The sequence below is a fragment of the Kordiimonas sp. genome (genome assembly GCF_048260245.1).
Classification (GTDB): domain Bacteria; phylum Pseudomonadota; class Alphaproteobacteria; order Sphingomonadales; family Kordiimonadaceae; genus Kordiimonas.
On sequence record NZ_JBLXGZ010000015.1, the window covers coordinates 39,298 to 65,059 of the forward strand.

The following is a 25,762-nucleotide window of genomic DNA, read 5'->3' on the forward strand; positions in this document are numbered from 1 at the left end:
CAGATAGACAGCAAGCAGGTACAGGCACGTCCATGGATCAGCAATTTGCGATTGAGACCCGGGCTCTTTCCAAGCATTTTGGTGATGTGCGCGCCAATGATGCCCTGTCACTGATCATTCCCAAGGGTACCGTTCACGGTATTGTCGGTGAAAACGGGGCAGGCAAGTCCACGCTTCTTAAAATGTTGTTCGGATTCTACCGGCCTGATGGCGGCGAGATACGGGTGGATGGTACAACCATCCAGTTTCATAACCCGATGGATGCCATGGCTAAGGGGATAGGCATGGTGCATCAGCACTTCATGCTGGTGGAACCTTTCACAATCCTTGAAAATATCATTTTAGGTGCAGAAGGCGGCGCTGACCTGAACGCAGCGAAGGCGAAAGCACGCGAAGAGTTGCGCGAGTTGGAGGAAAAGTTTGGCTTTGACCTGCCGTTCGATGAGCCGGTGGAGCGCTTGTCGGTTGGCGTGCGCCAGCGTGCAGAGATCCTCAAGGCACTGTACCGCGGTGCAGATACCCTCATTCTGGACGAGCCGACGGCTGTTCTGACCCCGCAGGAAACAGAACAGTTGTTTGGTCTTGTCCGGCAGCTGAAAGCGCAAGGCAAGACTGTGCTGTTTGTTACCCATAAGCTGAATGAGATCATGGCCATCACCGACGATGTGACGGTGATGCGCGCTGGTAAGGTGGTGGCCGTGCGCAAGACAAATGAGACATCGGCTGCCGAGCTTGCGGAGCTGATGGTGGGGGCCAAGGTCTCCCGCGAGGCCGCGCGGCAGGAAACAGGCGAACGTAAGGTGCGTCTTTCACTTGCTGGTGTACATGCCGGGGGCGACCGGGGCCGCGCTGCTCTCAAGAATATCATGCTTGAGGTATGTGATGGTGAGGTGCTTGGCGTCGCAGGCGTCGCGGGCAACGGCCAAACCGAACTTCTGGAAGTGATCACGGGGCTGCGCCCTGTCACAAGCGGTGTTGTCCGGTATGATGGTGTTGTCATCGCTGACGAGAAAACCGTCACCGACCCTATTTCACTGCGCCGGATGGGCGTGGCCCATGTAGCGGAAGACCGGCTCAAGACCGGTGTAGTTGAAAGCATGTCGGCGCGGGAGAACGCTATCCTTGGCTACCAGCGGGAGCCAGAGTTTTCTTCGCTCGGTTTGCTGAAACTGAAGGAAATTGCCCGGCGCGCTGCGGGTTATTTTGAAAGCCAGGATGTGCGGCCGCGCAATCCAAGCCTGCCCATTGTAGCGTTTTCTGGTGGTAACCAGCAGAAGCTGGTCATTGCGCGCGAGATCGCCCGTGCACCGCAACTGATGGTCATTGGCCAGCCCACACGCGGTGTGGATATCGGCGCCGTGACGAAAATCCACGACCAGATCACCGAACTCAGGAACGCAGGCAAGGCGATCCTTGTGATTTCCGCCGACCTTGATGAACTGCTGGCGATTTCTGACCGTATCGCCGTGATGTGCGAGGGGGAGATTGTCGGCACGCTCAATGTTGAGGAGGCAGATGAACAGACACTGGGCCTCATGATGGCAGGCGAAAAAAGGAAAGCGGGCTGATGGTGGGCGCACATAAAAAACTGCCCCTCTGGGCTGAAGCGGGACTATTGCCAGCGCTTAACCTGTTGGCTGCATTTCTGGTGTCCGGCCTTGTGATATGGGGTTTGGGCGAAGATCCATTCCTTGCGCTTTCGCTGTTAATCGATGGCGCCTTCGGCTTTCAAGAAGCGATTGGTTACACCTTTTATTATGCGACGAACTTTGTGTTTACAGGGCTTGCGGTCTCTGTCGCCTATCACGCCGGGCTTTTCAATATCGGGGGCGAAGGGCAGGCGATGCTGGGCGGCCTTGGCTTGACTTTGGCTGTGTTTTTAGTGGGCGACACCTCTCCCCTGTTGGCTGTGCTGTGTGCAATTATTGGCGCGGCGGCTTTTGGTGCAGCGTGGGCATTTATTCCGGCCTGGCTACAGGCCAGGCGCGGCAGCCATATCGTCATCACCACCATCATGTTCAATTTCATCGCCTCGGCCTTGCTGGCCTACCTTCTGGTGGGTCCACTACAGCGGCCTGGTGGCCAGATGCCGGAAAGTGCTGACTTCCCTGACGGTGTTGGCCTGATGCACGCGCATGACCTGTTTGCAGCGGTGGGATTTGAATTTGAACAAAGCCCCTTGAATGTGTCGGCGCTGATCGCACTTGTGTGCGCCTTCGCAGTTTGGTTCATGCTCACGCGCACGCGCTTCGGCTATGAATTACGGGTGGCGGGCAAAAACCACGCGGCTGCGCGCTTTGCCGGTATCCCGGTGGCGCGCATGACCATTGTTGCGATGATGCTGTCTGGCGCTTTGGCGGGCATGATGGGCCTGAACGAAATTCTGGGTGAACAACTGCGTCTCATCGGTAACTTTACTTTGGGCTACGGCTTCGTGGGTATTGCGGTTGCCTTTATGGGCCGCAACCATCCGATCGGCATTATGCTGGCGGCCATTCTTTTTGGTGCGCTGTATCAGGGCGGGGCGGAACTGGCGTTTGAGATGCCGTCCATCACTCGTGATCTGATCGTGATGATTCAGGGTCTTGTCATCCTGTTTGCTGGTGCGATGGAACATCTGTTCCGTGACCCGATTGAGCGCCTCTTCATGCGCTTTCAATCGCGGGAGGCCGTGTGATGGAGTTTTTCTCTGACCTCACCTTGCTGGTTGATTCCACCTTCCGCACCGCGACACCGCTGGTGCTGGCAGGCCTTGCGGGATTGGTGGCGGAACGCTCTGGCATTGTTGACATTGGCCTTGAGGGCAAGATGCTGGCTGCGGCGTTTGCTGCGGCTGCCGCTGCGGCGGTAACAGGTAATCCTTGGGTGGGTATGGTCGCAGGTGTGCTCGCGTCCATGTTTCTCGCGCTTGTCCATGGTTATGTCTCCATTGCGCAGCGCGGCAACCAGATTGTCTCGGGCATGGCGATCAATATTGCGGTGGCGGGCCTCGCGCCGACACTGGCCAACTTCTGGTTTCGTCAGGGTGGCCAGACGCCCCTTTTGGGGGATGAGGCGCGTTTCAGTGCTATCAACCTGCCATTTGCCGAGAGCCTCAGCACCGTGCCAATCGTTGGCCAGCTGTACAGCGAGATTATATCGGGGCACAATTTTATTACCTATTTGACGGTACTGCTTATCCCGGCTGTGGCCTGGATGCTGTACCGTACCAGTTTTGGCCTGCGCCTGCGTGCGGTGGGCGAAAACCCTGAAGCGGTGGACACTGCCGGTATTTCCGTGACCAAGCTCAGGTACCAAGCAGTGCTGATTGGCGGCTTCCTATGTGGACTCTCTGGTGTTGTGCTATCAACGGGCATGGGCGCGGCTTTCATTCGCGATATGTCAGCAGGCAAGGGCTATCTGGCGTTGGCCGCGATGATCTTCGGTCGCTGGAAACCCGTGCCGACATTGTTTGCGTGTCTGTTGTTCGGTTTTGTCGATGCGCTTCAGGGGCGCTTGCAAGGTGAAGACCTGCCGCTTATTGGCGAGATACCGGTGCAGTTCACCATTATGTTGCCCTATGTGCTGACGGTGATCATCCTCGCAGGCTTTGCAGGCAAGATGGATGCGCCGAAGGCAAGCGGTATTCCTTACGAGAAAGATCATTAGATGGCGGTTGAGTTGAAACAGCTGATTGATGCGGCGCTGGCGGCGCGCGGGCGTGCCTATGCAAAATATTCAAACCACCCGGTGGGGGCGGCGGTCCTCGCGGATGATGGCAATATTTATGCAGGCTGTAACGTGGAAAACGCGGCTTATCCGCTGGGCTTCTGTGCCGAGGCCAACGCTATTGGCTCCATGGTGATGGGACAGGGTAAGGTGATAAGGCATATCGTTATTGCGGGCCCGGGTGAGCATCTGTGCACACCGTGTGGTGGGTGCCGCCAACAGATCAGGGAATTTGCAGGCAAGGCGGGTGCACCGGTCACGATTGTGGACCGTGAAGGTACCGTACTGCTGGAGACCACAAGCGCGGCTCTGTTGCCGCACTCGTTTGGCCCAGAGAACCTGTCCTGAAATAATGGAACTTGCCCTGAAATCGAGCTTCAAAAGGAATTGTGATGAGTGACGCAGGCGTATTTTTGCCACAAGAAATGATCCGTACTAAACGGGATGGCGGTACAATTGAGACGGCTGACATTCAGAAATTCGTGGCGGGCATTACAGATGGCAGCGTGACAGACGGGCAGGTGGCAGCGCTTGCCATGGCGATTTTCTTTAACGGTATGACGCCGGAAGAGGGCGCTGCGCTCACGCTGGCCATGCGCGATAGCGGCGATGTTATGGATTGGGGTAAATACGGCTTTGCCGCAGACGCCCCGATTGTGGACAAACATTCCACAGGCGGCGTGGGCGATAAGGTTAGCCTGATGCTGGCGCCCATTGTGGCGGCTTGCGGTGGCTATGTGCCGATGATATCAGGGCGTGGGCTTGGGCATACCGGCGGTACGCTTGACAAGCTGGAAGCCATACCGGGCTACAACCCTTACCCGAGCATTGACCGCTTTGCCGAGATCGTGAAAACCGTTGGCTGTTCCATCATTGGCCAGACCGGCGACCTCGCGCCAGCGGACAAGCGTTTTTACAGTATCCGCGATGTGACCGCGACGGTCGAAAGCGTGCCGCTGATCACCGCGTCTATTCTGTCGAAGAAGCTTTCCGCGGGGCTTGGTGCGCTTGTCATGGACGTAAAGTTTGGCAATGGCGCTTTTATGGACAGTGCCGAGAAAGCGGAAGAGCTGGCGCGCAATATCGTGCGGGTCGCGAATGCCGCCGGCGTGCCCACCACGGCGCTTCTTACCGACATGAATCAGGTACTGGGCAGTACGGCGGGTAATGCAGTTGAGATTTTCGAGACCATCGACTTCCTGCTGGAGCCAAAGAGCGCCGATAAGCGCCTCGTTGCTGTGACGTTGGACCTGGCTGCGCACATGTTGGCGCTGTCGGGTGCGCAGCCAAACTTTGATGTGGCGCGCGACAAGGCCGCAGTGGCCTTGATGAAAGGTGATGCGGCTGAAATTTTCGCCAAAATGGTGATCGCACAAGGTGGGCCGGCTGACCTTTATGAGAAAAAACATGATTACCTGAGGCTTGCACCTGTTGTTAAGCCTGTGCTTGCGGGCAAGGCCGGCTTTGTCTCCGCTATGGATACACGTGCGATTGGCATGGCCGTGGTAGCACTGGGGGGCGGGCGTACCGATCCTGCCGCCAAGGTCGACCATAGCGTCGGCCTCACGCAGATTTGTCAGCTTGGTGACCGGGTCGAAGCCGACGCAGCGCTTGCTATGGTGTATGCTCAGGACGACGCGGCGGCTGAGGCCGCTATCAAAGCGGTGCGTGCAGCCACCAGTTTGGCGCCAGTGGCACCAAAATGTCCGCCAATCGTCGCGCTCACAATCGGAGAATAAAAATGGCACGTGCTTATATTCTTGTGCTCGACAGTTTTGGCATTGGTGCGGCGCCTGACGCTGCGAAATTTGGTGACGTAGGCGCAGATACACTTGGCCATATCGCCCAGTGGTGCGCTGACGGCAATACAGCTGGTGACCGCCCAAACGCGGGACCGCTCAAGCTGCCGAACATGACAAAGCTGGGCCTTGGCAAAGCAGCTGAGCTTGCCACCGGGCGTGAACCAGCGGGTATGGAATATGAAGGCGAGATCACGGGGCTTTATGCTGCCTGTGCCCAGCGTTCCTTTGGCAAGGATACGCCCTCGGGTCACTGGGAGATGGCAGGCGCTCCGGTCGAATTTGACTGGGGCTATTTCCCGCCAGAGTACCCTAGCTTCCCGTCGGCACTTCTCAGTGAATTGATCGACCGGTGCGATCTTTCAGGTTTGCTGGGTAACAAGGCAGCGTCCGGCACTGTGATTTTGGAAGAGCTGGGCGATGAGCATATTCGGAGCGGAAAGCCAATTGTTTACACATCGGCAGACAGTGTGCTTCAGATTGCAGCCCATGAGGAACACTTTGGTCTGGAAAGGCTTTATGAGGTGTGCGCAGTCGCGCGCGAGTTGGTGGACGAGTATAACATTGGCCGGGTGATAGCGCGGCCATTCACCGGAGAAGATGGCAAGTTTGAACGCACGAGCAACCGCCGCGATCTGGCGACACCACCCCATAAAGCCACGCTGCTTGAAAAGCTGGAGGAGGCTGGCCGAGAGGTCATATCGGTTGGCAAGATCGCTGATATTTTTGCCCACCGGGGCCTGACACAAAAAGTAAAAGCACATGGCCTTGATGGCCTGTTTGCCGCATCGCTTGAGCAACTGCGCGAGGCGCCGGATGGCTCGCTAACCTTCGTTAATTTTGTCGACTTTGACCAGTCTTTTGGGCACCGCCGCAATGTGGCGGGCTACGCAAACGCGCTTGAATATTTCGATAAGCGCCTGCCGGAGTTTCTGGACGAGATGAAGGTCGGTGATGTTGTCATCCTGACCGCTGACCACGGCTGCGATCCGACGTGGCCGGGTAGTGACCACACGCGGGAGCATGTACCGTTTGTCGCCTATGGACCGAAGCTCAAAGCTGGCAGCCGCGGCGTTCGCAAAAGCTTCGCAGATATCGGTCAGAGTGTCGCAAGCCATCTTGGCATCGCCGCACTTGATGACGGCGAAAACGCATTTAACTAATCCAGTGAGGGAGCTTCAGGTGATGTTGCGTAGATTTTTTTGTGGGCTGGTGATGATTGCCGGTCTTTCCATATCGGCCTCGGCGTATGGACCGACGGGGCACCGTGTGATTGCCGAACTGGCGTCAAAGCATCTCACCCCTGAGGCAGAAGCGGCGATAAAGAAGCTGCTTGGCGATGAGTTTATGGCCGAAGCGGCCAACTGGCCGGATGAAATGCGCTCAAACCCTGACGCTTTCTGGCGCAAGGAAACGCAGACCTACCATTATATCAACCTGCCGGACGGTGTGAGCTATGAAGACAGCGCTAAAAATCCCGCAGGTGACGCCCTGACGGCGCTTGAATTGTTCAGTAACCGGGTGCGGGATGAAAGCCTCACGCTGGAAGAACGTCAGTTGGCTCTGCGTTTTATCATTCACATTGTGGGAGACCTGCATCAACCCCTGCACGCCGGGCGGGCAGAAGACTGGGGCGGTAACCGTATCGATGTGGTGTGGTTTGAAGAAATGAGCAATCTGCACAAGGTTTGGGACGAGGACCTGATCAATTATAAACTGTTGTCTTTCACCGAGTGGGTGCGTTTTCTCGACCCTAAAATAAGCGGTGATGACATTGCTGAGTGGCAAAAGGCTGAGCCCACCGACTGGGTGCGGGAGTTGATCGCTTTGCGTGGTGACATTTATAACGTGGGCAATGCAATCTTCAGCTACGACTATGTCTACAAATATACCCCATTGGTGAAATCACAACTTTCGAAGGGTGGCATCCGTCTCGCAGGATATCTCAACAACCTGTTCGCTGAAGCCAAATAAATACCGGGCTGTTAACTAAACGATTCGCATAGATCACGCGAGGGGTGCCAATTTGGCGCCCCTTTTGTTGTTTTTCGGCAACAGTTGCAGGTGAAAGCGAAAGGGCCGTTTGCCTAGGCAACCCGCGGTTCTGTGCTCTTTTAGCCACTTCCCGGCGTTAAAAATGACGACGAACTATTGTTGCTCCAACGAATCTTGACACTTCCGTCAAAAAACTGAAAAAAACCGCGCATAAAAGTCTTGCGACACAGCAAATGTGCTGACCCTTACCCTGTCTTGACCTTTCAGTCAGGATTTGGTTGGTTTCCAGTGCATGTTCTGTGTGAGACTTTTTAAACAGCGAATTTAGTCGTGAAAGTATCGGGTCTGGGGTGTTGTTCTGCCAAGGCACCGGTACACCAATGGAGCTTAGGGAATGAAACGCCAAATGAGAGCTGCTCTTTGCAGTAGCGTCGCATTAGCCGCAATGGCGGTAAGTGTACCTGTTATTGCGCAGGAAATTACATCGTCTATCCGTGGTAGTGTTGTTGATGCCAACGGTTCACCGCTTTCCGGTGTTGCCGTGGTTGTGACACACGTTCCTTCCGGATCGCGGTCGACCTATACCACTAACAGTTCGGGTGCTTTCCTTGCACGCGGCCTGCGTCCAGGTGGCCCCTACAACGTAGAAGTGGCTGCAGCTGGCAACTATCAGGGTCAGTCCTTTGAGGGCCTGATGCTGAATGTGTCCGAGCCGCTTCCGCTGACGATTCCGCTTGTTGGCGCAAACGCAAGCGTTGAAGAGATCGAAGTTGTCGCGAGCCGCATTGCAGCAATCCGCGTTGGTGGCGCAACGTCATACGGCGCCGACCGTATTGACAGCATGCCCTCCGTTGGCCGTGACCTCAAAGACACCATGCGTGCCAACCCGTTCGTTTCCATTGACAGTGGCAGCAGCAATGCCCTTTCGATCGGTGGCTCCAACAACCGTTTCAACAGCCTGACTGTCGATGGTATTCGTCAGGATGATGATTTCGGCCTGAACGGTAACGGGTATCCGACCCAGCGCTCGCCGATCTCGATCGACACTGTTGAGCAGGTAAGTGTGGCCCCGGCGCCATTCAACGTAGAATTCGGCAAGTTCACTGGTGGCCAGATCAACGTGGTGACCAAATCCGGTACTAACGAATTCCACGGCACGGCTTTCTATCAGTATCGTGACGACAGCCTCGCGGGCGACAAGAGCCAAAACCTTGATGGCAGCGACCGGGATGTGGATCTTGGCGATTTTGAGAATAAATTCTGGGGCGCAACCCTCGGTGGGCCGATCATCAAGGACAAACTATTCTTCTTTGGTGCTTACGAGAAATTTGAAGGTACCACACCAAACACAACCGGTGCACAAGGCTCAAGTTATACAAACCAAGTTGACGGCGTTTCCGTTGATCAAGTCGAACGCATCAACCAGATCGCGTCCAGCCAATATGGCATCGACAACATGTATGGCGGCTCCGATAGCATTGCTGAAAAAGATGAAAAAATCTTCTTCAAGCTGGATTGGAACATCAACGAAAACCATCGTGCATTTGGTTCTTACCAATATACAAAAGGCAATTCACTTAGCCCAACCGACCACGGCGGCAACCGCTTTGCATTCCTGTCTCACTGGTATGACCGTTCCGAGAAACTTGAAGCTTATAACTTTCAGGTATTCTCTGACTGGACGGATAATTTCTCCACCGAGGTTAAGCTTGGTTACAAGAAAAACGTAACTGGTCAGAATGGTTTGGCTGTACCGCAAGGTATCGGCGAGATCCAGATCGACACTGTGAACCCGAATACTGGCGAAGACGCGAGCGTATATCTCGGTATCGATGACAGCCGTCATTCAAACGCCCTGAACAACAAAACCTGGCAAGCCAAAATCAAGGGGGACTATGTTGTAGGCGACCACACAATCAGTGCTGGCTACGAATATGACTCGGTCGATGTGTTCAACCTCTTTATCCAGCGCTCAAAAGGTATCTGGTACTTCGATAGCATTGATGACTTCGAATCTGGTGCACCGTCCTTCTTCCAGTACCAGAACGCGGCCACGAACAATGCGGATGATGGTGCTGCCTCCTTCAAGCTGACCACGCATACTGCATACCTGCAGGACCGCTGGGACGTTTCCGATAAACTGACCCTTACGGGTGGTGTTCGTGTTGACTTCTGGAAAACCGGTGACGCCCCTGCGCTCAATCAGGCATTTGTTGACCGCAATGGTTTTGCCAACAACGAAACGCTTGATGGCAAAAAGATCGTTCAACCTCGTTTTGCCTTCAGCTATGATATCGACGATAAAACCACGCTTCGTGGTGGTGTCGGCCGCTTCGGTGGTGGTGATCCGCTTGTATGGGTTTCAAACGCATACTCCCTCGACGGTGTAACGATCCTGACTTATGATACCGATGATCAGGATGTAATCGGGAACCCGGATTTCACGCAAGTTCCACAGGCCGCGCTTGACGGTCTTGGCGGCGCTGCTGCAGGTGGTGACGTTGCTGCCATTGATCCCGACTTTGAAATCCCGTCGACGTGGAAGTTTAACCTTGCTGTTGACCGCTACTTCGACCTTGGTGCGCTCGGCAATGACTGGCACGTGACTCTCGAAGCGATCTGGGCACGCACTCAGAACGCTGCGGACTGGAAAGAACTTCGTCGCGAGCAAATCGGTACGGCTTCTGATGGGTCGGCGATCTACAACCAGCCATCGGGCTATGACATTCTGCTCACGAACGGCGAAGAAGCGAAGCAAGATATCTATGCCATCTCCTTCGACAAGTCTTGGGATAATGGCCTGAGCCTCTTTGGTTCCTACAGCTATATGGATGCAGAAGTTGCCAACGAAGGCACAAGCTCTACAGCGTCTTCCAACTACAACTATGCTGCACACCTAGACCGTAGCGACCGTCAGCGTGGTACGTCTGTCTTTGAAGTGAAGCATCAGGTTAAACTTGGCGCGACCTACAAAAAAGCCTTCTGGGACGATAACTTCACCACGATTGGCGTGTTCTATAACGGCCGCAGTGGTAAGCCGTTCTCGATCACTATGGATGAATATATGCAGTTCGGTGGTAACCGTTCTGTAGAGTCCGGTGACGGTCACTTGCTGTATGTTCCCGCTGCTGGTGAAGCCGCAATCGCAGGGACGGCTGCTGCCGCGACTGCGAAGGTTGTCTTCGCTGACGCTGGTGTTCGTGATGACTTCAATGCACTTGTCGAGACTTACGGCTTGAAGCGCGGTCAGTCGGTCGATCTCCAGAGCGAACGTGGCCCATGGATCAACGACCTCGATCTGCGTATCGCACAGGAAGTTGGCGTTGGTTTTGGCAAGGTTGAGTTGTTCATGAACATGGAAAATGTTCTGAACTTCGTCAACAACGGCTGGGGCAAGGCTTATGACTCCGAGTTTGGTCAGCAGGCGCTTGTGGATACGCTCATCAACGCTGATACCGGCCAGATCGGTTATACCGGTGTTGATAGCAGCCCGTTCTTCCGCTTTCAGGACACAAGCTCTGTATGGGTTCTGCAGATCGGTGCGAAATACAAATTCTAATCTGAATTTGTGATCCCGAGTTATGGCGCCCGGGGGTCTTCCCCGGGCGCTTTTTTTGAGCCCATTGGCAATAGACCTTTAGCGATAAGTGTGATTAAAGGAATGCCTCGAGGGGGACATATGACGAACGATAAACCAGAAGAAACCGGACACAAAGCCGGTATCCGCCGTGAAAATGTCACCAAAATACTGGCGGCAGCTGAAACGGTTTTCGCCGAGAAGGGTTTTAACGGCGCAAGTGTGGGCCTTATTGCCGAGCGGGCCGGTGTGCCAAAGCCAAATGTATATTATTACTTTGGCGCGAAGGAAGACCTGTACCGCCGGGTGATTGAAGGTGTGTGTTCCATCTGGCTGCATGCTGCCGACACGTTTGATGAAACCGAAGACCCGGCGCAGGCGCTTACGACCTATGTGTCGTCAAAGATGGAGCTAGCACGATCTCGGCCCCATGGCTCACGTCTTTGGGCTATAGAGATGGCGTCCGGAGCCCCCTTCCTGCAGGAATATCTTGTTGGCACTGTCAAGCCTTGGCTGGAGAGTCGCGAGCGCGTCCTGGAGCGCTGGATCAGGGAAGGCAAGCTTGCGCCTGTGAAAGCGCGCTATCTTTTTTACATGATTTGGGCGGCGACCCAGCATTATGCAGATTTTGCAGCGCAAATTGATGTCATGAATGAGGGGCGCCCGCTTGACGATAGCCAGTTTGTGGAGGCCAAGGAGACGGTCATTGACCTGGTTCTCAAGAGTGTCGGGCTGCGCGAGAGCCGCATGGCTGCTTAGTTGGCTTCAATCACATTGACAAGTTGTCGTGCCGCCTCAAGCTGGACCTGTTTGGGGGGCATATGACCAAGTGGTGATGCGACCGGGCTGAGGAAACCATCCTCATAAATAAAATCTGCGCGGCCGAAAGTACCAATGACAGCAAAGCCGCTGGGAACCTCATAGCTGCAGTTGCTCAGGATAATCGGTTGCGGCTGTTGGACGGCATGCGGCACCGCCGCGCCCAACTGCCGAAGCAAGTAGCCGAAGATGTCCGTCTGACTGCGTGGTAACGGCGCATTATCCGTATTAAGCGCAATGAGGGGAACGATAGTTTGTTCGTCGGTCAGGGCACTGGCATGGCCGACTATGCCGTGCTCAAATATATTTTCACCGTGATCAGAGGTGATGATGACCAACAGATTGTCTCTTGTGATCAGTTCTTGCAGTTGGTCGGTGATGCGCCCTACTTGCGCGTCCACGGCCGAGATCGCGTTTGTATAGCTATTGATGGTGCCTCCTGTCAGGCCATTGATTGGCTCAGAATCGCCATAGGGAAAGTGCGCACCATTATAATAAGCGAGGTGAAAAAACGGTTGGGCTGTTTGACGAGACAGGATCTCAATCGTTTTTTGGGTAACAAAACTATCCCGTTCTCTGGATGTCCCTTCCTGTGCGACGTGCCTGTCGGCTCCTGACAGGAGCAGGCGGGACAGGTCATACCAGTCAAGCGATAAGGCTTCTGCGGTTGAAACATGATAACCGTTGGCCTGCAATATGGGCACAAGCCCGGATGGCCGGCCCTGCTGACGCGTGCGACCGAAAGAAGTAGGTAAAGTCCCGGTGAACATACTAAACATGCTGAAATGCGTGCAATTTGACGCGCTATAATGGTTCAAGGACTGCTGCCCCGTTTTGCCAAGAATGGTTACATTAGGGGCTATTGCCGGGTTTGCGATGATATCCTTTGCACGAACACTATCCATGATGACAAACAGTACGCTGCGTGGTGTGGGGATGTGTATGCTTTCCGGCCGGCTTGGTGTTCCGCCGGTCTCGTTCGGCAGGGCGAAGGGGTTCTGCGGCCGTACGCCAAGAATCGGGCTGAGTGCGCGCTCAATATAGTAAGGATGCAACGCCTGAAAGAACGGCAACTGTCGCCGTACCTCGACCACGCCAGGGGTGCCGTAGAAAAAGAGCAGCGCGTATGCCAGTTGTGTGAATAAGGCGCCGCAAACCGCCGCAAATAGAGTGGTTCTCAGTTGCAGTCTTTTCGGCTTTCTGGGGCGTCGCCTCGCCAACAATATGCTGATGAGAACCACGCCAATGAGGAAGGCTGGCAAGGCCACACCAATACCGATATTCTCTCGGGCATTACCCTCCAGCAATAAGCTGATGGTGAAGCTGTTCACGTGAAGGCCTGTAAGCGCGAAGGTCGTAATTTCAGCGCCAAGAAGCGCAACGATCATGCCGAATAACAGCGTCCCTAAAAGACGGTTGACCCTGCGGGCCAACTCCAGCGCGAAGAGAGAGACGCCACACAAGAACACTGCATGGCCCAGAGGTATGGCAATGGCTAGGTTGAGGCCAAGTTTGGCGGCAGGGAGTACAGCAAGAAAGATCAGCATTACGATGATGCTGATTTCAAAAAAGCTTTGCCGCATTCGCGTTCCAAACATCAAGCATAAGACCTTTTAAAACAGGGTCTTATGCTTGCAGACTTGCGGCTGTATTACCAGTGCCTATTCGGTTCTTTTTTGATGCGACAAATCCTCGGGCAGTTTTTTGCCGCCCATCCAGAATAAATAGCCTTTCACAATGGCGATGCATGTCCCGATTGTAAGCGCGGTACGCAAGCCATCTGCACCGGTACGGGCGAGCTCAAAGTCGCTGATAGCGCCGACAAGGACAGGGCCAAGACCCATGCCAATAAGATTGAGCACAAAAAAGAGGATTGCAGATGATAAAGCGCGCATGCGGGGTGAGACAAGCCGGTGTGTGACAGCAATTGCCGGGGCAAGATAGAAGGTGGATAGGATCACCACTATAAAATAGGTGACGAGCATGACTTCCCGGCTGCTGGTGTGGTAGGTCACAAGCGCGAGCGGAATGGCGCAAACAGCGGATAGGCCGGGCAGCCATAGATACCAGCGAGGATCTTTGGCGCCGAGCTTGTCCGTAAGGAAACCACCAAGGAAGGTGCCTATCATACCGCCGCCGCCTGCAAGAAGACCCAGGATAACGCCAATATTCGCAAGCGATATACCATGGTAGCGTATCATGAAGCCGGGCATAAAGTTGCTGGTGCCGTAGCTGACGAAGGCCGACATGGCGCAGCCAAATGCGATATAGGGGAAGGATTTCAGCCGCCATACATATTTGAGCGTGTCTTTCACCGAAGGGGGCGCTACGTCAGGGCCGGTATCATAAAGTCCACGCGGCGGTTCCTTCACGGTGAAGCGCAACAGAAGGGCTAGAATAACGCCAGGGATCCCCACAATGAAAAAGGTCGTGCGCCAGCCATACATTTCGCCAAGGATGCCGCCCGACGAATAGCCGATCATCACGCCCAGATAAAGGCCTGCCGAATAGATTGCGAGCGCAGTCGCGCGGCGCCGGGGTTCATACATGTCAGAGATCATGGAGTGCGCTGGCGGGCTGCCGCCCGCTTCCCCAACCCCAACCCCCATACGGGCGAGCAATAGCTGGAAGAAGTTTTGCGTCATGCCTGAGAGGGCCGTCATGCCGCTCCAGACAGTCAGTGCGATGGCGATAATATTACGTCTATTGTGGCGGTCAGCCAGTCGAGCAATGGGGATACCAAGTGCGGTATAGAATATTGCGAAGGAAAAACCGGAAAGCAAGCCGAGCTGTGTATCGCTCAGGCCAAGTTCTGCTTTTAGAAGCGGTTGAAGGATGACCAGAATTTGCCGGTCAATGAAGTTGAACGCGTAAACAATTGTCAGAACCAAAAGCGTGTAGGTTTTTGCACTCTTTGACATCTCGCTGACGAGCGGTATTCCTTTGGTATTATTCATCTATCTCCCCTCGGTGTATGCCGCTGTCTGTCCTTGACTTGGCCAGCGTGCAGCGCACGCCTCCCCCAGCGTGCCATATGAGGGTAGGGCATATATCCGTAACGGCAAGCGGCCCGTTGCCAGAGACAGAAAAAAGGCGCTCACAAACATACAAGCGCCTTCATTCTTATGCTTCTCAGTATGAGAAAACGGCAGTGCTTATTGGCTCTTGGTTTGGTCCAGCATCACTTCTACGGCTTTCTCAAGTTGCGGGTCGCGGCCGTTAGCGCTGTCTTCCGGCAGTTTCTTAACCTTATAGTCAGGTTCCAGCTGCTGGTTCTCAAGATAATCGCCATTGGCGTCGATCTGCCCAACCTGCGGGATGCCGAAGGTGATATCGCCCGAGTGCAAGGTTTCCCACCATACGGCGGTCATGGTGCCCGGCACAGGCATGCCGACAAGTTCCCCAATGCCGAGCGTCTTGTATACATAAGGGAAGGCGTGGGCATCCGAATAGTTGCCTTCGCCCATCACCACCACTGACGGCTTGGTCCACTGGTCAAGCGGGTCGCCGGCAAACACGCGCTCTCCGCGCACTTTCATGTTCAGGTACTGCTTGCCGGCCAGCAGTTTGGCAAGATCATTATGCAGCCAGCCGCCACCGTTCCAGCGTGTGTCAACAACTACGGCCTGTTTGTCGAAATTGCGGCCGAGAAGGTCGGAATAAACGTCGCGGTAGCTGGCGTCGTTCATGCCGCGAACATGCACATAACCCACTTTGCCATCCGAGATTTTCTCCACATATGCGCGGCGGGCCTTAACCCAACGATTATATAGAAGTTCGTTCTGTTCACTGCGGCTGATGGGTTTCGTGACTTCGTCGAATGTGCTGCCGTCCTCGCGCGCCACGGTCAGGCGCACCCGTTGGCCCGCTTTGTGGTTGAGCAGGTCTGATAGGTTGGTGCCTTTGCCAAGCTCAACGCCATCAACGGCCACAAGCTTCATTCCTGCCTCGACCGTACTTTTTTCTTTTGCGAGCGGGCTGCGGTCCAGCACTTCCGCGATAATCAGGGGGCCCGAAGTATCCGTCAGGTCAAAGATCACACCAAGCGCGGCGGTATCATCGGCCCCATCCATGTGAAAGCGGTAATAGGCGCCGGTATGAGATGCATTAAGCTCACCAAGCATTTCTTCCATCATGCGGGCGAAATCGCGGTTATTGCCAATGCTGTCCAGCTTGGCGGCGTACTCGCCCTTGAGGGCATCCCAGTCTGCCCCGTGCATGTTCGGGTTATAGAATTTTTCCTTCACCTGACGCCAGATGTGCTCGAAGAAATAGGCGCGTTCCTGAGTTGCATCCAATTCCATCGAGGCGTTCAGGCTGACAGGTTTCTGTGAAGCGCTATCGCCGTTCAGCGACAGCTTTGAGATGCGGCCATCGGCAAGGACAAAAGCTGATTTTTCATCTTCCGCAAGATCAAGGGAGGCACTTCGGGCATCCAGTTTCAGCAGCAGTTTGGTGCTGTCTTCACGAAAGTCCTGCACCCAAAGATCATAGCCGCCCTCAAAGCGGGAGAGGTAATAAAGTTTATCGGCTTCCTTGGTCAAAACCATGTCCGAAATGTCGCTCGAATGCGCTGTCAGGCGTACGGTACGGTCCTGCATGCCGTCCCAATCGATTTTGATCGGCTCTACTTCTTCGTCGGTTTCTTTTTTTCCCGCACTATCTGCTGCTTTATCGGTTTCGTCCGCAGCATCCTTTTTTGCTTTTTTCTCTTCTTTCTTTTTGTCCTCCTCAAGCTCTTTCATTAGCTCGTATTCTTCTTTGGACATGGAGAAGCGGTCAAGCGCGTCCTGGTTGAGGAAAGCGGCCATCACGTCGAACTGGGTGCCCCAACTACCATGATCGCGCATGCCGAAGCGTGAACTGGCCCAGATCACAGCACCATTGCTGTGCCATTTTGGGGCGCCATCCTGATAGCCAGAGACACTGATATCACGTGGTGGAGCGGACCCGTCCGCAGGCACAACGGCAATATTGGTAATGAAAATACGCTTGCGGGAAATGAAGTCGACCGTCAGCCAGTTGCTGTCTGGCGACCAGTCAAAAGTGATATCACCATCCGCATAGGAATAGTTGTAGGCGTCACCAAGCACTTCAACTACTTTCCCGGTTTCAAGGGTCAGTACCTTGAGGGTGTCGCGGTTTGAGAGGAAGGCGACTTTTTTGCCATCTGGCGAATATTTTGGCTGGAATGCCTCGCGGTCAGCGTCGAATATGGCCTTTTCTTCAACAAGCGTGCTGGCAAAGAAATATTTCTCCTCCGCGTCCTTGATGCTGGCCTCAACGAGACGCCATTTACCATCCCGCTCAGCCGCGTAAACAAGCGTTTTGCCATCAGGGGCAAAATCAACACTGCGTTCCTGCGCAGGTGTATTGGTGATGCGCTTTGTTGTTTTGAACTCGACCGATGTCACAAATACCTCACCGCGTGCGACAAAGGCGATTTCCTTGCCATTTGGCGAGACAGCAAATTCGCTCACATCGCTGCTGACATTGATCGTTTCGCCGTCGCGGCCATGGCTGTCGGTTGCGATGTTAATGTCCAGCTTCTTGAAGCGGTTTTTACCCTTTGCGGTATAGACAGAGCCATGATGCACAAAAGCCAATGTGCCGTTGTCGGACCGTGTCAGGCTGCGGACAGGGTGTTGTTTGAAATCCGTCAGTTGCTCATTGCGGCCGTCTTTAGGGTCAAGTTGCCAGACGTTAAACGTGCTGTCGCCTTTGTCTGACAGGTAGAACACAGTGTCCTCGCGGCCCCACACCGGGTTCTGGTCGCCTCCAGCGTAGTCTGTGAGCTGCGTGTGTGCACCGGTTTTAACATTATACATCCAGATATCATGCGCGAAGGCTGAGGTGTCATGCTTCCGGAGGTCGCTTTCCAGTGCCTTTTCCTCGCGGTATACCAGCTTGTCGCCCTTGTCGTTCCAACGCGCTTGCGGGGCCGGCGTTGTCAGGACCATCTCTGGTGTGCCGCCGGTGATGCGCACATTATAGAGTTCTGACAACGCACCGCGCGGGAACAGGCTGCTTTGTGCATCGTCTGCACGGGTGGAGCCGAAACTGACAGCCTTGTTATCCGCCGTGAAATCCGACGGAATGTCATTCGCGCTATCAAAGGTGAGGCGCTCCGCCAGGCCACCGTTTGCGGACATTACGTAAACATCAAGATTGCCGTTGCGGTCGCTCGCGAAGGCGATCTGTTTACCGTCGTGCGACCATACGGGGTGGCCTTCCCAAGCCGCATTGACTGTGAGCGGCACGGCTGTACCGCCCTGAGCCGACACTTTGTAGATGTCTCCTTTATAGGTAAAGAGAATGCTTTTGGCGTCGGGTGAAATTGCTGCTTCGCCGTACCAGTCACTGTTGGCTTCCGCATAAACCTGTGTGCTGACGCCAGCCAGAAGGCCAGCAAGTATCGCTGTCGTTACTGTTTTTTTCATGAGATCCCCCTCATTGATTGAGGCGTAAACTTTAGCAATTTTTATAGCGGCGTCCAGCCCCATGCGTCCACGCCCAACGGAAAAGGCCACGCTCGTTGGCGTGGCCTTGATGGTGCTTTGTCTAGTGGCTGGCGGCGTATGCCTCAGCGGTACGCCAAACCCGAAGAAAGTTGCCAGAGAGGATTTTTTTGATGTCTTCCTCACTATAACCGCGCTTCATGAGCCCCTCGATCAGGTTGGGGTATGAAGACACGTCCTTGAGGCCAACAGGCAGACTGTCGCCAACGCCGTCATAGTCAGATCCAAGCCCGACATAGTCGATGCCAGTCAGCTTGACCACATGGTCGATATGATCAAGCACATCATCAAGAGTAGCATAGGGGAATGGGTTGTCTTCCATATAGCCCTTCTCAAACTGCTCCTTGAGGTCTGTAGAATCTGTCAGGCCGTTTTCTGCAATATATTTCAGATAGGCTTCGTCGCGTGCAGGGCCGTATTTGTTCGCCTCTTCCGTGATGAAGGACGAGCCATAGTTAATCATGATTACGCCACCTTTGGCCGCAAGCGCCCTGATCATTTCATCAGACATATTGCGCTCAAATCCAGGTGTGAAGTGGCGGGCGGATGAATGCGAGGCAATGGGTGGCACAGCGGCAATTTCCATTACCTGCCAGAATGCATCATCCGACACATGGCTGATATCTACCAGGATACCCAGTTCGTTCATACGTTTCACGGCTTCGTGCCCAAAGTCGGACAGGCCATTCCATTGGCGGGTAACGTCGTAGGACGAATCCGAGATGCTGTTGGATTTGGAGTGTGCAAGCGTGATGTAGCGGATGCCGCGCTCATAAAAATAATCAAGGTTGGCAAGATCCCCTGAAACCGGAGAGCCGTTTTCCATCCCCATCGGCAGCGCGATGATACCATCCGTAAAGGCTTTCTCGACGTCGGCGACCGAGGTGGCGACGCGGAACTTCTCCGGTGCGTCAGCGGCCATTTTTTCGACAATGGCGATCATTTCCTCGGCATGGCTTTTGGCTTTTGGCGTGCCGTCATACTGCGCCGGAGTATAGACCGACATAAACGGTGCGTTCAGGCCACCTGCCACGGCGCGGGGATAATCAAAATCACCCTTCTCAGTCGCGGCAGACACGTCTTCCCATTCATGATTGAGGCGGTAAGGCACGTCGATATGGGTATCGATAATAATTGTCTCGCTGGCGATACGCTGTGCGTCATCTGCCTTGTCGCTGGCTTCCTCGCTTGAACAGGCGGCGAGGGCAAGCAACGATACGGCTGCAAATAAGGCTTTCACGGTGTAGCTCCCTGAGTATGACATTATGCTGAACGGCATCGTTCAGTTGTTATGGTCTTTTTGGCTAACCCAAATTGACGGGAACGGCAAGGCCCGTGACAGCCTTATCCCCTAGCCCAAGAGCGCAAGGGAAACCCGGTACGTGACAAAGGAAGCCAGATACGCCAGCGCAAACAGGTAGGCCACCATGAACATCGCCCACTTCCACCCGCCAGTTTCGCGCTTGGCTACCGCAATGGTGGAAATGCACTGCGGAGCAAAGACAAACCAGGCCAGGAATGAAAGCGCTGTCGGCAGGCTCCAGGCGTTGTTGAGGGTAGCGACGAGGCCTTCTGCGATCATGTCTTCGTTGCCAGAAAGCGAGTATACAGTGCCAAGGGCTGCGACGGCAACTTCCCGTGCAGCCATGCCGGGAACAAGCGCTGCCGAAATTTCCCAGTTGAAACCGATGGGGGCGAAGATGACTTCAAGCCAGCCGCCAATAACGCCAACAAAGCTGTATGTTATTGCTGGTTCTGTCGCGCCTGCGGGTGGGTTGGGATAGGTGGAAAGCACCCACAGGATGATGGTTGCCGACAGGATCATGGTACCCGCACGGCGCATGAAGATGCGTGCGCGCTCGTAAAGCCCCACAAGTACATAGCGCCAGTGCGGCGGCTGATATTTGGGCAACTCCAGCATGAAAGTCTGCACTTCGCCTTTGGTGATGGTGCGTTTCATTACGGCCGCGACAATCAGGGCAAATACAATACCTGCAAGATAAAGGATAAACATCACAAGACCCTGCAGGCCAACAGGCCCCCACAGAGGGGTGTTGGGGATGAAGGCGGCGATAATAACGGCATAAACCGGCAGGCGGGCCGAACAGGTCATCAGCGGCGCAATCAGGATGGTTGTCAGCCGGTCCTTCGGGTCCGAGATGGTGCGTGCCGCCATGATGCCGGGAATTGCACAGGCAAAAGACGACAGCAGCGGGATAAAGGCACGGCCGTTCAGTCCCACTGAGGCCATTAGCCGGTCCATCAGGAAGGCGGCCCGGGCCATATAGCCGGAGCTTTCCAGCACAAGGATGAACGCAAACAGGATCAGGATTTGCGGCAGGAACACCACAACAGCACCGACACCGGCCAGAATGCCATCGTTCAGGAAGCTGAGAAGCCAGCCTTCGGTAAGGACGCTTTCGAATGTGGCCTGCAGAAGGGCGACGCCATCCTCGATCCAGCCCGTCGGCGCTGCTGCCCATGCAAAGACCGCCTGAAACATGAAAAACAGGATACTAAACAGAATGATTGGCCCCATCACGCTATGCAGCAGGAAACTGTCGAGCACGCGAGTGGTTTTGTGGCCGATACCTTCGCTCAATGTGACATCCGAAGCAATCTTGCGTGCGGCCCGCTGATGATCCTTCACGCTGTCACCGAAGTAGACCGCAGACTGATCGGGGTTCGCCAGCACCTCATCAAGCGCGGCTTTGAGGTCATCAAGGCCTTTGCGGCGCACGGCGACAGTCTCAATAACCGGGATGCCGATTTTTGCCGATAAGGCGGCTGCGTCGATGCGTATTTCTTCGCGTGCTGCAAGGTCGGTCATGTTGAGTGCCAGAACCATTGGCACCCCGGCAGCCCGAAGCTCAATGATGAAACGCAGATGCTGCTCCAGGTTGGTTGCGTCGACAACGCACAACAATGCCTTGGGTTTTGCTTCTGCTTTATATTGACCAAAGATGACATCGCGGGTAACCGCTTCGTCGGGACTGCGCGGTGTCAGGCTATAGGTGCCAGGCAGATCGATCAGTTCAATATCGGCATTCCCCAGCAGGGGGCCTGCACGGCGTTCAACTGTGGCACCGGGATAGTTAGCGACTTTTTGCCGCAGGCCGGTAAGCGCATTAAAGAGAGCGGATTTACCGCAGTTGGGGTTGCCCACAACTGCGACCAGTGTAGACGCGCTCATGCTACATGCACCATAACGATATTAGCTTCATTCCGACGCAACGCGATGGTCATTTTACCCACTCTCACGGCGATTGGGTCGCGACCAAACGGGCTTTGGTGTAGTATCTCAATCTCGAGATTTTCGGCAAAGCCAACTTCGCGAAGCCGGTCTGCAAAGCTTTCATCTCCCCCCGGAGCTTCAAAATGAGCTATGCGGCCACGCGCGCCAGGGCGCATGGTACCAAGACTTTCGAGGGTAGCACCCTCAACGGGGGTGGGGTGGTTCATTGTTGGCTCGCCTGTTTTTACGCGGTCACTATCGATATGATTTTGGGGAGGGCATAACTTGCGAATGCTTCTCAATCTTGCTCGGGTAATAGCATGGAAGGCAAGGGTGGGCAAGCAAGAAGGAATGGCTTTCGGCATGTGCCGCGGCGCGGTATAATCTGTTTGAACAGGGGAATTATATGCGCAAACAGTATCCGGACAGTTGGTATGCAGCGACGGTGCCACTACGCGAGGCCGAGCTGTCACTCGAAGGTCAGGCAGACAGTGATGTCTGTGTGATCGGCGCAGGGTTCACCGGCCTCTCGGCGGCGCTCAAGCTGGCGGAGGCCGGGCGTACCGTCACGGTGCTTGAGGCGGCGCGTGTGGGCTGGGGCGCATCGGGACGCAACGGGGGGCAACTGATCCGCGGGTTTGTCGGGCAAGAGCGACTGGCCAAACACTGGGGAGCGTCGCGTGCAAAGGATGTGCAGGCGTTGACGTGGGCCGGGCACGACTTGATCCGCCGCCGGTTGGATGACTATTGCATTGACTGTGAGTTGACACCCGGCTGGCTTGAGGTGGCGCCCACGCCGCGTCAGTTGGCCGCATTATACCATGAGTATAATGAGATGGAGACAAGCTTCCCTGACCGCGGTTGGCATATGGTTGGTGGGCGTGAGCTCGCCGATATGATCGGAAGTGATGCCTATCAAGGTGGTCTGCTCAGCATGTCCGATGGGCATCTGCACCCGCTCAAGCTTTGCCTTGGCCTGTATAAAGCGTGTAAGGGCCTTGGCGTGCAATTTTACGAACACAGCCCGGTCACCCGTCTCGAAGAAGGTGATACAGCGCGTGTCTTCACCGACAAGGGGCAGGTCAGCGCCAAACATGTGGTGTTGGCGGCAAATGCGCACCACAACCTATATCCTTGGAGGCTGGGTGGTCTTGCCTTTCCAGCTGGCAGCTTTCTGATCGCGTCAGAGCCGCTAGAGGAAGAATTACTCAACCGACTGAACCCGCATCGTTATGCGATCTGCGATACGAAAAAGGTATGTGACTATTTTCGCATGTCTGCGGATGGTCGGGTGCTGTTTGGTGGGCGTGTAAATTATTCAGGCGGTAGGCCCAAATCTATCAAGGACAAACTGCTTCCGCGCTTGTTGCGCATCTGGCCAGAGCTGGAAGGCGTGAAGATAACGCACGAGTGGGGCGGCAAACTTGGCGTGTCGCTGGGCGAGGTGCCGCTGGCCGGGCGTGTGGGGGAGAACATCTGGTACGGTTTTGGCTATACGGGCCACGGTGTGAACATGGGTAATCTTATGGGCGAGATTCTTGGTGAGGCAATCTCCGGGCACATGGGCCGGTTTGAGCTTTTTGCAGGTATGCCCAAACGGCGGCTGCCGATTGGGCGATGTCTTGGACGACAGGCGGTCTCGAGTGCGATTGTATATTATTGGCTCAAGGACCGCCTGTAGCAGGGTTATCGCTAGCCGAGCATGGCGCGCAGCATCCACTGTGCTTTCTCATGCACTGTAAGGCGATCTGTTAGCAGGCCTGCTGTCACTTCGTCGCCAGCGTCAGCTGCGGTTGCGATGGCGGGGCGAATACGGCCGGTGATTTGCGTTTGCGCGGCAATCAGGGATTTGAGCATAGCCTGCGCATCAGCGTTTTCATCCCCATCCTGAATGCTGCCAAGTTTGGCGAATGCTCCAAGACTGGCTGGCGCTTTCTGGCCAAGGGTGCGAATGCGTTCCGCAATCTCGTCGATCGCAGGGGCCAGTTCCAGATATTGTTCCTCTGTCAGGAGGTGCACCCCTTGGAACATGGGACCGGTTACGTTCCAGTGCACATTGAGCGTGAGAACATACAGTTGCACGCTTTCAGCCAGAATGGGCTTCAGCGCTTCGGCGATTTTGTTTTTGGCATCAGTGTTAAATTCAGTAGCCATGATATTGTCCTCCTTTGGCGTGTTGACCTTAATATACTAAGTGCGACCTTATGATGCCAATGGATTAAACCTTCTTATCTTATCGATATAATCGATTTATCTACTGGTTTTCCGTGGTTTTCTCAGTACGCCAGGCCCACCAGGAATAGGCGATGGGGACAAGTGCGGTGACCAGTACAGTGGCCAAGGTCAGTTTCAGTGCCATGACGCTCGGAAGCGTGAGCGCAAACAGGGCCATCAGGATACCTGTGGCGACAAACAAGCGGCCGCCGAGTCGATGGGTCTTTTGCCAGACCTTGTCGTTTGAAAGAGTCCATGGTGTGCGGATTCCGACAAAAAAACCTGAGCGAATTTTTGACATATAGTTACCAAGCACAGCGAGAAGCAGGCCCACGGCAACCAGAATATAGTGGCCCTTCATAAAGCTGTAGCCCAGTGCTTCAAAGATAATGACCAGTTCAACAAGGGCAAGGAAAGCGACCGTTGCCGTGGCTGTGACACTGATGGCCTTGGCCGATTTTTTCAGGTTTTCTTTGCGTGGCTCTATGTAGTTAAGCAGGGCAAAGATAGTGAGTATAGCCAGTTGGACGAGAGGAATAGGTAACAGGGCCGCCAGCGGCGTTGCTGTGCGGTCAACCTGATCATGAACGTTCCAGTGCACTGGAACCTGAGTGCCTGCGTCGATGTTCAGGTACCCCAGCAGGCAAGCCGTAAATGTTGCAGCCGTAATGATCCAGGCGCTTTTAAATTTTATCCGCATCAGAAATATCCTTCTCGTCAGAGTTGCCAAGGAGGCTGACCATCAGGGTCAATACGTCCTCAACCACACTTGTATTAAGGCTATAGGTAATGGTGGTGCCGTCCCGTGATGTGACGACAAGATCGGCGGCCTTTAGAACATTAAAATGTCCAGAGAGCGTAGGTTTGGTGACCGCAAGCCGATCGGAAATTTCACCCGCTGTCATGTCCCGGGCCTTGAGCATTTTAAGGATCTGTCGCCTGACGGGTGACGACAAAGCGTGAAATACATCTGCCATCTGGGATCCTTCCTTTGTTATTTCGCTAAATAACAAAATAATAACGAAAGCAGTGCAAGTCAATAGGACGGCTTAGGTGATTTTCAGGCAAACGGCGCCAAAGGCGATCAGGGCGACGGCAAGGATCTGCCTGTGGCGCACTTTTTCTTTAAGCCAGAATACGCCGATCAGCGTGGCGAAGATAATGCTAGTCTCGCGCAGCGCCGCGACTTCACCGATGGTGCCGAGGCTGAGAGCATAGAGCGCAAGGCCATAGCCGCCAAGTGCGAACACCGACGCCGGGATGCCGTATCGCCATGTTCGCAGGCTTGTTATTAAAAAGGCTCGCCCCTGCATCACGTAGATATAGATGAAAAAAACCGGAACAAAAGCAATTGCCCCCCAGATAATATAGGTGAACGGGTTATCTGCGTATTTAACTGCAAAGCCGTCCACCAGCGTATAAGTGGCGATCATGCTACCGGTCAGCAACGCGGCGCCAAGGCCTTTGTTGTCCCTCGTGCGCCCGCTCATTGTCATGAAAATTCCAAACACAAGCACAAGGATGCATATGAACTCGACTGTGCTCAGGTCACCGGTCAGGAATATGACACTGAATATGGCGACAAGAAGAGGTCCAAGGCCGCGAGCTATGGGGTAAATAAAGGTCAGTTCACCAATCTCCAGCGCATGGGCGAGCGCCAGTTGGTAGATCAGGTGGATAACGACGGAAGCGGCGATGAAAAACCAGAGCTCAGCGTCAGGCAGCGGCACCAACGGGGCAAAGGGTATAAACAGCAAACCGCCAAACACGGAAATGAACACCATGATGGCAAGCTTGTTATCCGATCGTTTGACCGCCGCATTCCAGCTGGCGTGGAGTGCGGCGGAGGTCAGGATTAAAATGGTGGCAAGGGTGTTTGGGTCCATTGCACTTTGCC

General features: G+C 54.6%; 20 protein-coding genes. 10 read left to right on the forward strand and 10 right to left on the reverse strand.

What is annotated here, in order from left to right:
* The first annotated feature begins 32 nt into the window (after positions 1 to 32).
* The 9 genes from ACN0VM_RS09690 (at position 33) to ACN0VM_RS09730 (ending at position 11,838) form a co-directional block, all read left to right on the forward strand.
* Entirely contained in the window at positions 33 to 1,568 is a 1,536-nt protein-coding gene (locus ACN0VM_RS09690) for an ABC transporter ATP-binding protein (protein ID WP_417450676.1), read from the forward strand.
* Entirely contained in the window at positions 1,568 to 2,677 is a 1,110-nt protein-coding gene (locus tag ACN0VM_RS09695) for an ABC transporter permease (RefSeq protein WP_417450677.1), read from the forward strand. The genes ACN0VM_RS09690 and ACN0VM_RS09695 overlap by 1 nt, the downstream gene beginning before the upstream one ends.
* Positions 2,677 to 3,648, forward strand: coding sequence for an ABC transporter permease (locus tag ACN0VM_RS09700; RefSeq protein WP_417450678.1), 972 nt, complete (start codon positions 2,677 to 2,679; stop codon positions 3,646 to 3,648). Before ACN0VM_RS09695 ends, ACN0VM_RS09700 begins: the two co-directional genes overlap by 1 nt.
* On the forward strand, positions 3,649 to 4,056 hold the full coding sequence (gene cdd, locus ACN0VM_RS09705) for a cytidine deaminase (RefSeq protein ID WP_417450679.1): 408 nt from the start codon (positions 3,649 to 3,651) through the stop codon (positions 4,054 to 4,056). It begins immediately after the preceding gene.
* A gap of 44 nt (positions 4,057 to 4,100) precedes the next feature.
* Positions 4,101 to 5,447: a thymidine phosphorylase gene (gene deoA / locus ACN0VM_RS09710; RefSeq protein ID WP_417450680.1), complete on the forward strand. Its 1,347-nt coding sequence runs from the start codon at positions 4,101 to 4,103 to the stop codon at positions 5,445 to 5,447.
* Between the two features lie 2 nt (positions 5,448 to 5,449).
* Positions 5,450 to 6,670: a phosphopentomutase gene (locus tag ACN0VM_RS09715; RefSeq protein ID WP_417450681.1), complete on the forward strand. Its 1,221-nt coding sequence runs from the start codon at positions 5,450 to 5,452 to the stop codon at positions 6,668 to 6,670.
* Between the two features lie 22 nt (positions 6,671 to 6,692).
* Positions 6,693 to 7,481 carry a S1/P1 nuclease gene (locus ACN0VM_RS09720; protein ID WP_417450682.1) on the forward strand — a complete coding sequence of 263 codons (789 nt, stop codon included), beginning with the start codon at positions 6,693 to 6,695 and terminating at the stop codon, positions 7,479 to 7,481.
* 415 nt (positions 7,482 to 7,896) lie between these two features.
* On the forward strand, positions 7,897 to 11,061 hold the full coding sequence (locus ACN0VM_RS09725) for a TonB-dependent receptor (RefSeq protein WP_417450683.1): 3,165 nt from the start codon (positions 7,897 to 7,899) through the stop codon (positions 11,059 to 11,061).
* Between the two features lie 120 nt (positions 11,062 to 11,181).
* Positions 11,182 to 11,838 (forward strand): TetR/AcrR family transcriptional regulator, encoded by a 657-nt coding sequence (locus tag ACN0VM_RS09730; RefSeq protein WP_417450684.1) that lies wholly within the window; start codon positions 11,182 to 11,184, stop codon positions 11,836 to 11,838.
* Here ACN0VM_RS09730 and ACN0VM_RS09735 read toward each other — a convergent pair.
* The 6 genes from ACN0VM_RS09735 to ACN0VM_RS09760 form a co-directional block, all read right to left on the reverse strand.
* Complete coding sequence (locus ACN0VM_RS09735) at positions 11,835 to 13,481, reverse strand: sulfatase-like hydrolase/transferase (RefSeq protein ID WP_417450685.1); 1,647 nt, start codon at positions 13,479 to 13,481, stop codon at positions 11,835 to 11,837. The two genes, ACN0VM_RS09730 and ACN0VM_RS09735, sit on opposite strands and share 4 nt — an antisense overlap.
* 78 nt (positions 13,482 to 13,559) lie before the next feature.
* Positions 13,560 to 14,855 carry a spinster family MFS transporter gene (locus ACN0VM_RS09740; protein WP_417450686.1) on the reverse strand — a complete coding sequence of 432 codons (1,296 nt, stop codon included), beginning with the start codon at positions 14,853 to 14,855 and terminating at the stop codon, positions 13,560 to 13,562.
* 198 nt (positions 14,856 to 15,053) lie between these two features.
* Positions 15,054 to 18,338, reverse strand: a complete 3,285-nt coding sequence (locus tag ACN0VM_RS09745) for a S41 family peptidase (protein ID WP_417450687.1) — start codon at positions 18,336 to 18,338, stop codon at positions 15,054 to 15,056.
* Between the two features lie 121 nt (positions 18,339 to 18,459).
* Positions 18,460 to 19,680: a dipeptidase gene (locus ACN0VM_RS09750; RefSeq protein ID WP_417450713.1), complete on the reverse strand. Its 1,221-nt coding sequence runs from the start codon at positions 19,678 to 19,680 to the stop codon at positions 18,460 to 18,462.
* Between the two features lie 87 nt (positions 19,681 to 19,767).
* Complete coding sequence (feoB, locus tag ACN0VM_RS09755) at positions 19,768 to 21,609, reverse strand: ferrous iron transporter B (protein ID WP_417450688.1); 1,842 nt, start codon at positions 21,607 to 21,609, stop codon at positions 19,768 to 19,770.
* Positions 21,606 to 21,878 carry a FeoA family protein gene (locus tag ACN0VM_RS09760; RefSeq protein ID WP_417450689.1) on the reverse strand — a complete coding sequence of 91 codons (273 nt, stop codon included), beginning with the start codon at positions 21,876 to 21,878 and terminating at the stop codon, positions 21,606 to 21,608. The genes feoB and ACN0VM_RS09760 overlap by 4 nt, the downstream gene beginning before the upstream one ends.
* A 179-nt stretch (positions 21,879 to 22,057) precedes the next feature.
* Between ACN0VM_RS09760 and ACN0VM_RS09765 the strand changes: the two genes are divergently transcribed.
* Positions 22,058 to 23,332, forward strand: a complete 1,275-nt coding sequence (locus ACN0VM_RS09765) for an NAD(P)/FAD-dependent oxidoreductase (protein WP_417450690.1) — start codon at positions 22,058 to 22,060, stop codon at positions 23,330 to 23,332.
* A gap of 11 nt (positions 23,333 to 23,343) precedes the next feature.
* Here ACN0VM_RS09765 and ACN0VM_RS09770 read toward each other — a convergent pair whose 3' ends face one another.
* From ACN0VM_RS09770 to ACN0VM_RS09785, 4 genes are all read right to left on the reverse strand, one after another.
* Entirely contained in the window at positions 23,344 to 23,805 is a 462-nt protein-coding gene (locus ACN0VM_RS09770; RefSeq protein WP_417450691.1) for a Dps family protein, read from the reverse strand.
* A 100-nt stretch (positions 23,806 to 23,905) separates the two neighbouring features.
* Positions 23,906 to 24,565, reverse strand: coding sequence for an SdpI family protein (locus ACN0VM_RS09775; RefSeq protein ID WP_417450692.1), 660 nt, complete (start codon positions 24,563 to 24,565; stop codon positions 23,906 to 23,908).
* Positions 24,549 to 24,842 carry an autorepressor SdpR family transcription factor gene (locus tag ACN0VM_RS09780; RefSeq protein WP_417450693.1) on the reverse strand — a complete coding sequence of 98 codons (294 nt, stop codon included), beginning with the start codon at positions 24,840 to 24,842 and terminating at the stop codon, positions 24,549 to 24,551. The genes ACN0VM_RS09775 and ACN0VM_RS09780 overlap by 17 nt, the downstream gene beginning before the upstream one ends.
* A gap of 72 nt (positions 24,843 to 24,914) precedes the next feature.
* Positions 24,915 to 25,751 carry an EamA family transporter gene (locus tag ACN0VM_RS09785; RefSeq protein ID WP_417450694.1) on the reverse strand — a complete coding sequence of 279 codons (837 nt, stop codon included), beginning with the start codon at positions 25,749 to 25,751 and terminating at the stop codon, positions 24,915 to 24,917.
* Between the last annotated feature and the right edge of the window lie 11 nt (positions 25,752 to 25,762).

Excerpts from the sequence above, each read along its gene's own strand:
- ACN0VM_RS09690 (WP_417450676.1), top strand. The coding sequence starts at position 33 with ATGGATCAGCAATTTGCGATTGAGACCCGGGCTCTTTCCAAGCATTTT.
- ACN0VM_RS09695 (WP_417450677.1), top strand. The coding sequence starts at position 1,568 with ATGGTGGGCGCACATAAAAAACTGCCCCTCTGGGCTGAAGCGGGACTA.
- ACN0VM_RS09700 (WP_417450678.1), top strand. The coding sequence starts at position 2,677 with ATGGAGTTTTTCTCTGACCTCACCTTGCTGGTTGATTCCACCTTCCGC.
- cdd (WP_417450679.1), top strand. The coding sequence starts at position 3,649 with ATGGCGGTTGAGTTGAAACAGCTGATTGATGCGGCGCTGGCGGCGCGC.
- deoA (WP_417450680.1), top strand. The coding sequence starts at position 4,101 with ATGAGTGACGCAGGCGTATTTTTGCCACAAGAAATGATCCGTACTAAA.
- ACN0VM_RS09715 (WP_417450681.1), top strand. The coding sequence starts at position 5,450 with ATGGCACGTGCTTATATTCTTGTGCTCGACAGTTTTGGCATTGGTGCG.
- ACN0VM_RS09720 (WP_417450682.1), top strand. The coding sequence starts at position 6,693 with ATGTTGCGTAGATTTTTTTGTGGGCTGGTGATGATTGCCGGTCTTTCC.
- ACN0VM_RS09725 (WP_417450683.1), top strand. The coding sequence starts at position 7,897 with ATGAAACGCCAAATGAGAGCTGCTCTTTGCAGTAGCGTCGCATTAGCC.
- ACN0VM_RS09730 (WP_417450684.1), top strand. The coding sequence starts at position 11,182 with ATGACGAACGATAAACCAGAAGAAACCGGACACAAAGCCGGTATCCGC.
- ACN0VM_RS09735 (WP_417450685.1), bottom strand. The coding sequence starts at position 13,481 with ATGCGGCAAAGCTTTTTTGAAATCAGCATCATCGTAATGCTGATCTTT.
- ACN0VM_RS09740 (WP_417450686.1), bottom strand. The coding sequence starts at position 14,855 with ATGAATAATACCAAAGGAATACCGCTCGTCAGCGAGATGTCAAAGAGT.
- ACN0VM_RS09745 (WP_417450687.1), bottom strand. The coding sequence starts at position 18,338 with ATGAAAAAAACAGTAACGACAGCGATACTTGCTGGCCTTCTGGCTGGC.
- ACN0VM_RS09750 (WP_417450713.1), bottom strand. The coding sequence starts at position 19,680 with ATGTCATACTCAGGGAGCTACACCGTGAAAGCCTTATTTGCAGCCGTA.
- feoB (WP_417450688.1), bottom strand. The coding sequence starts at position 21,609 with ATGAGCGCGTCTACACTGGTCGCAGTTGTGGGCAACCCCAACTGCGGT.
- ACN0VM_RS09760 (WP_417450689.1), bottom strand. The coding sequence starts at position 21,878 with ATGAACCACCCCACCCCCGTTGAGGGTGCTACCCTCGAAAGTCTTGGT.
- ACN0VM_RS09765 (WP_417450690.1), top strand. The coding sequence starts at position 22,058 with ATGCGCAAACAGTATCCGGACAGTTGGTATGCAGCGACGGTGCCACTA.
- ACN0VM_RS09770 (WP_417450691.1), bottom strand. The coding sequence starts at position 23,805 with ATGGCTACTGAATTTAACACTGATGCCAAAAACAAAATCGCCGAAGCG.
- ACN0VM_RS09775 (WP_417450692.1), bottom strand. The coding sequence starts at position 24,565 with ATGCGGATAAAATTTAAAAGCGCCTGGATCATTACGGCTGCAACATTT.
- ACN0VM_RS09780 (WP_417450693.1), bottom strand. The coding sequence starts at position 24,842 with ATGGCAGATGTATTTCACGCTTTGTCGTCACCCGTCAGGCGACAGATC.
- ACN0VM_RS09785 (WP_417450694.1), bottom strand. The coding sequence starts at position 25,751 with ATGGACCCAAACACCCTTGCCACCATTTTAATCCTGACCTCCGCCGCA.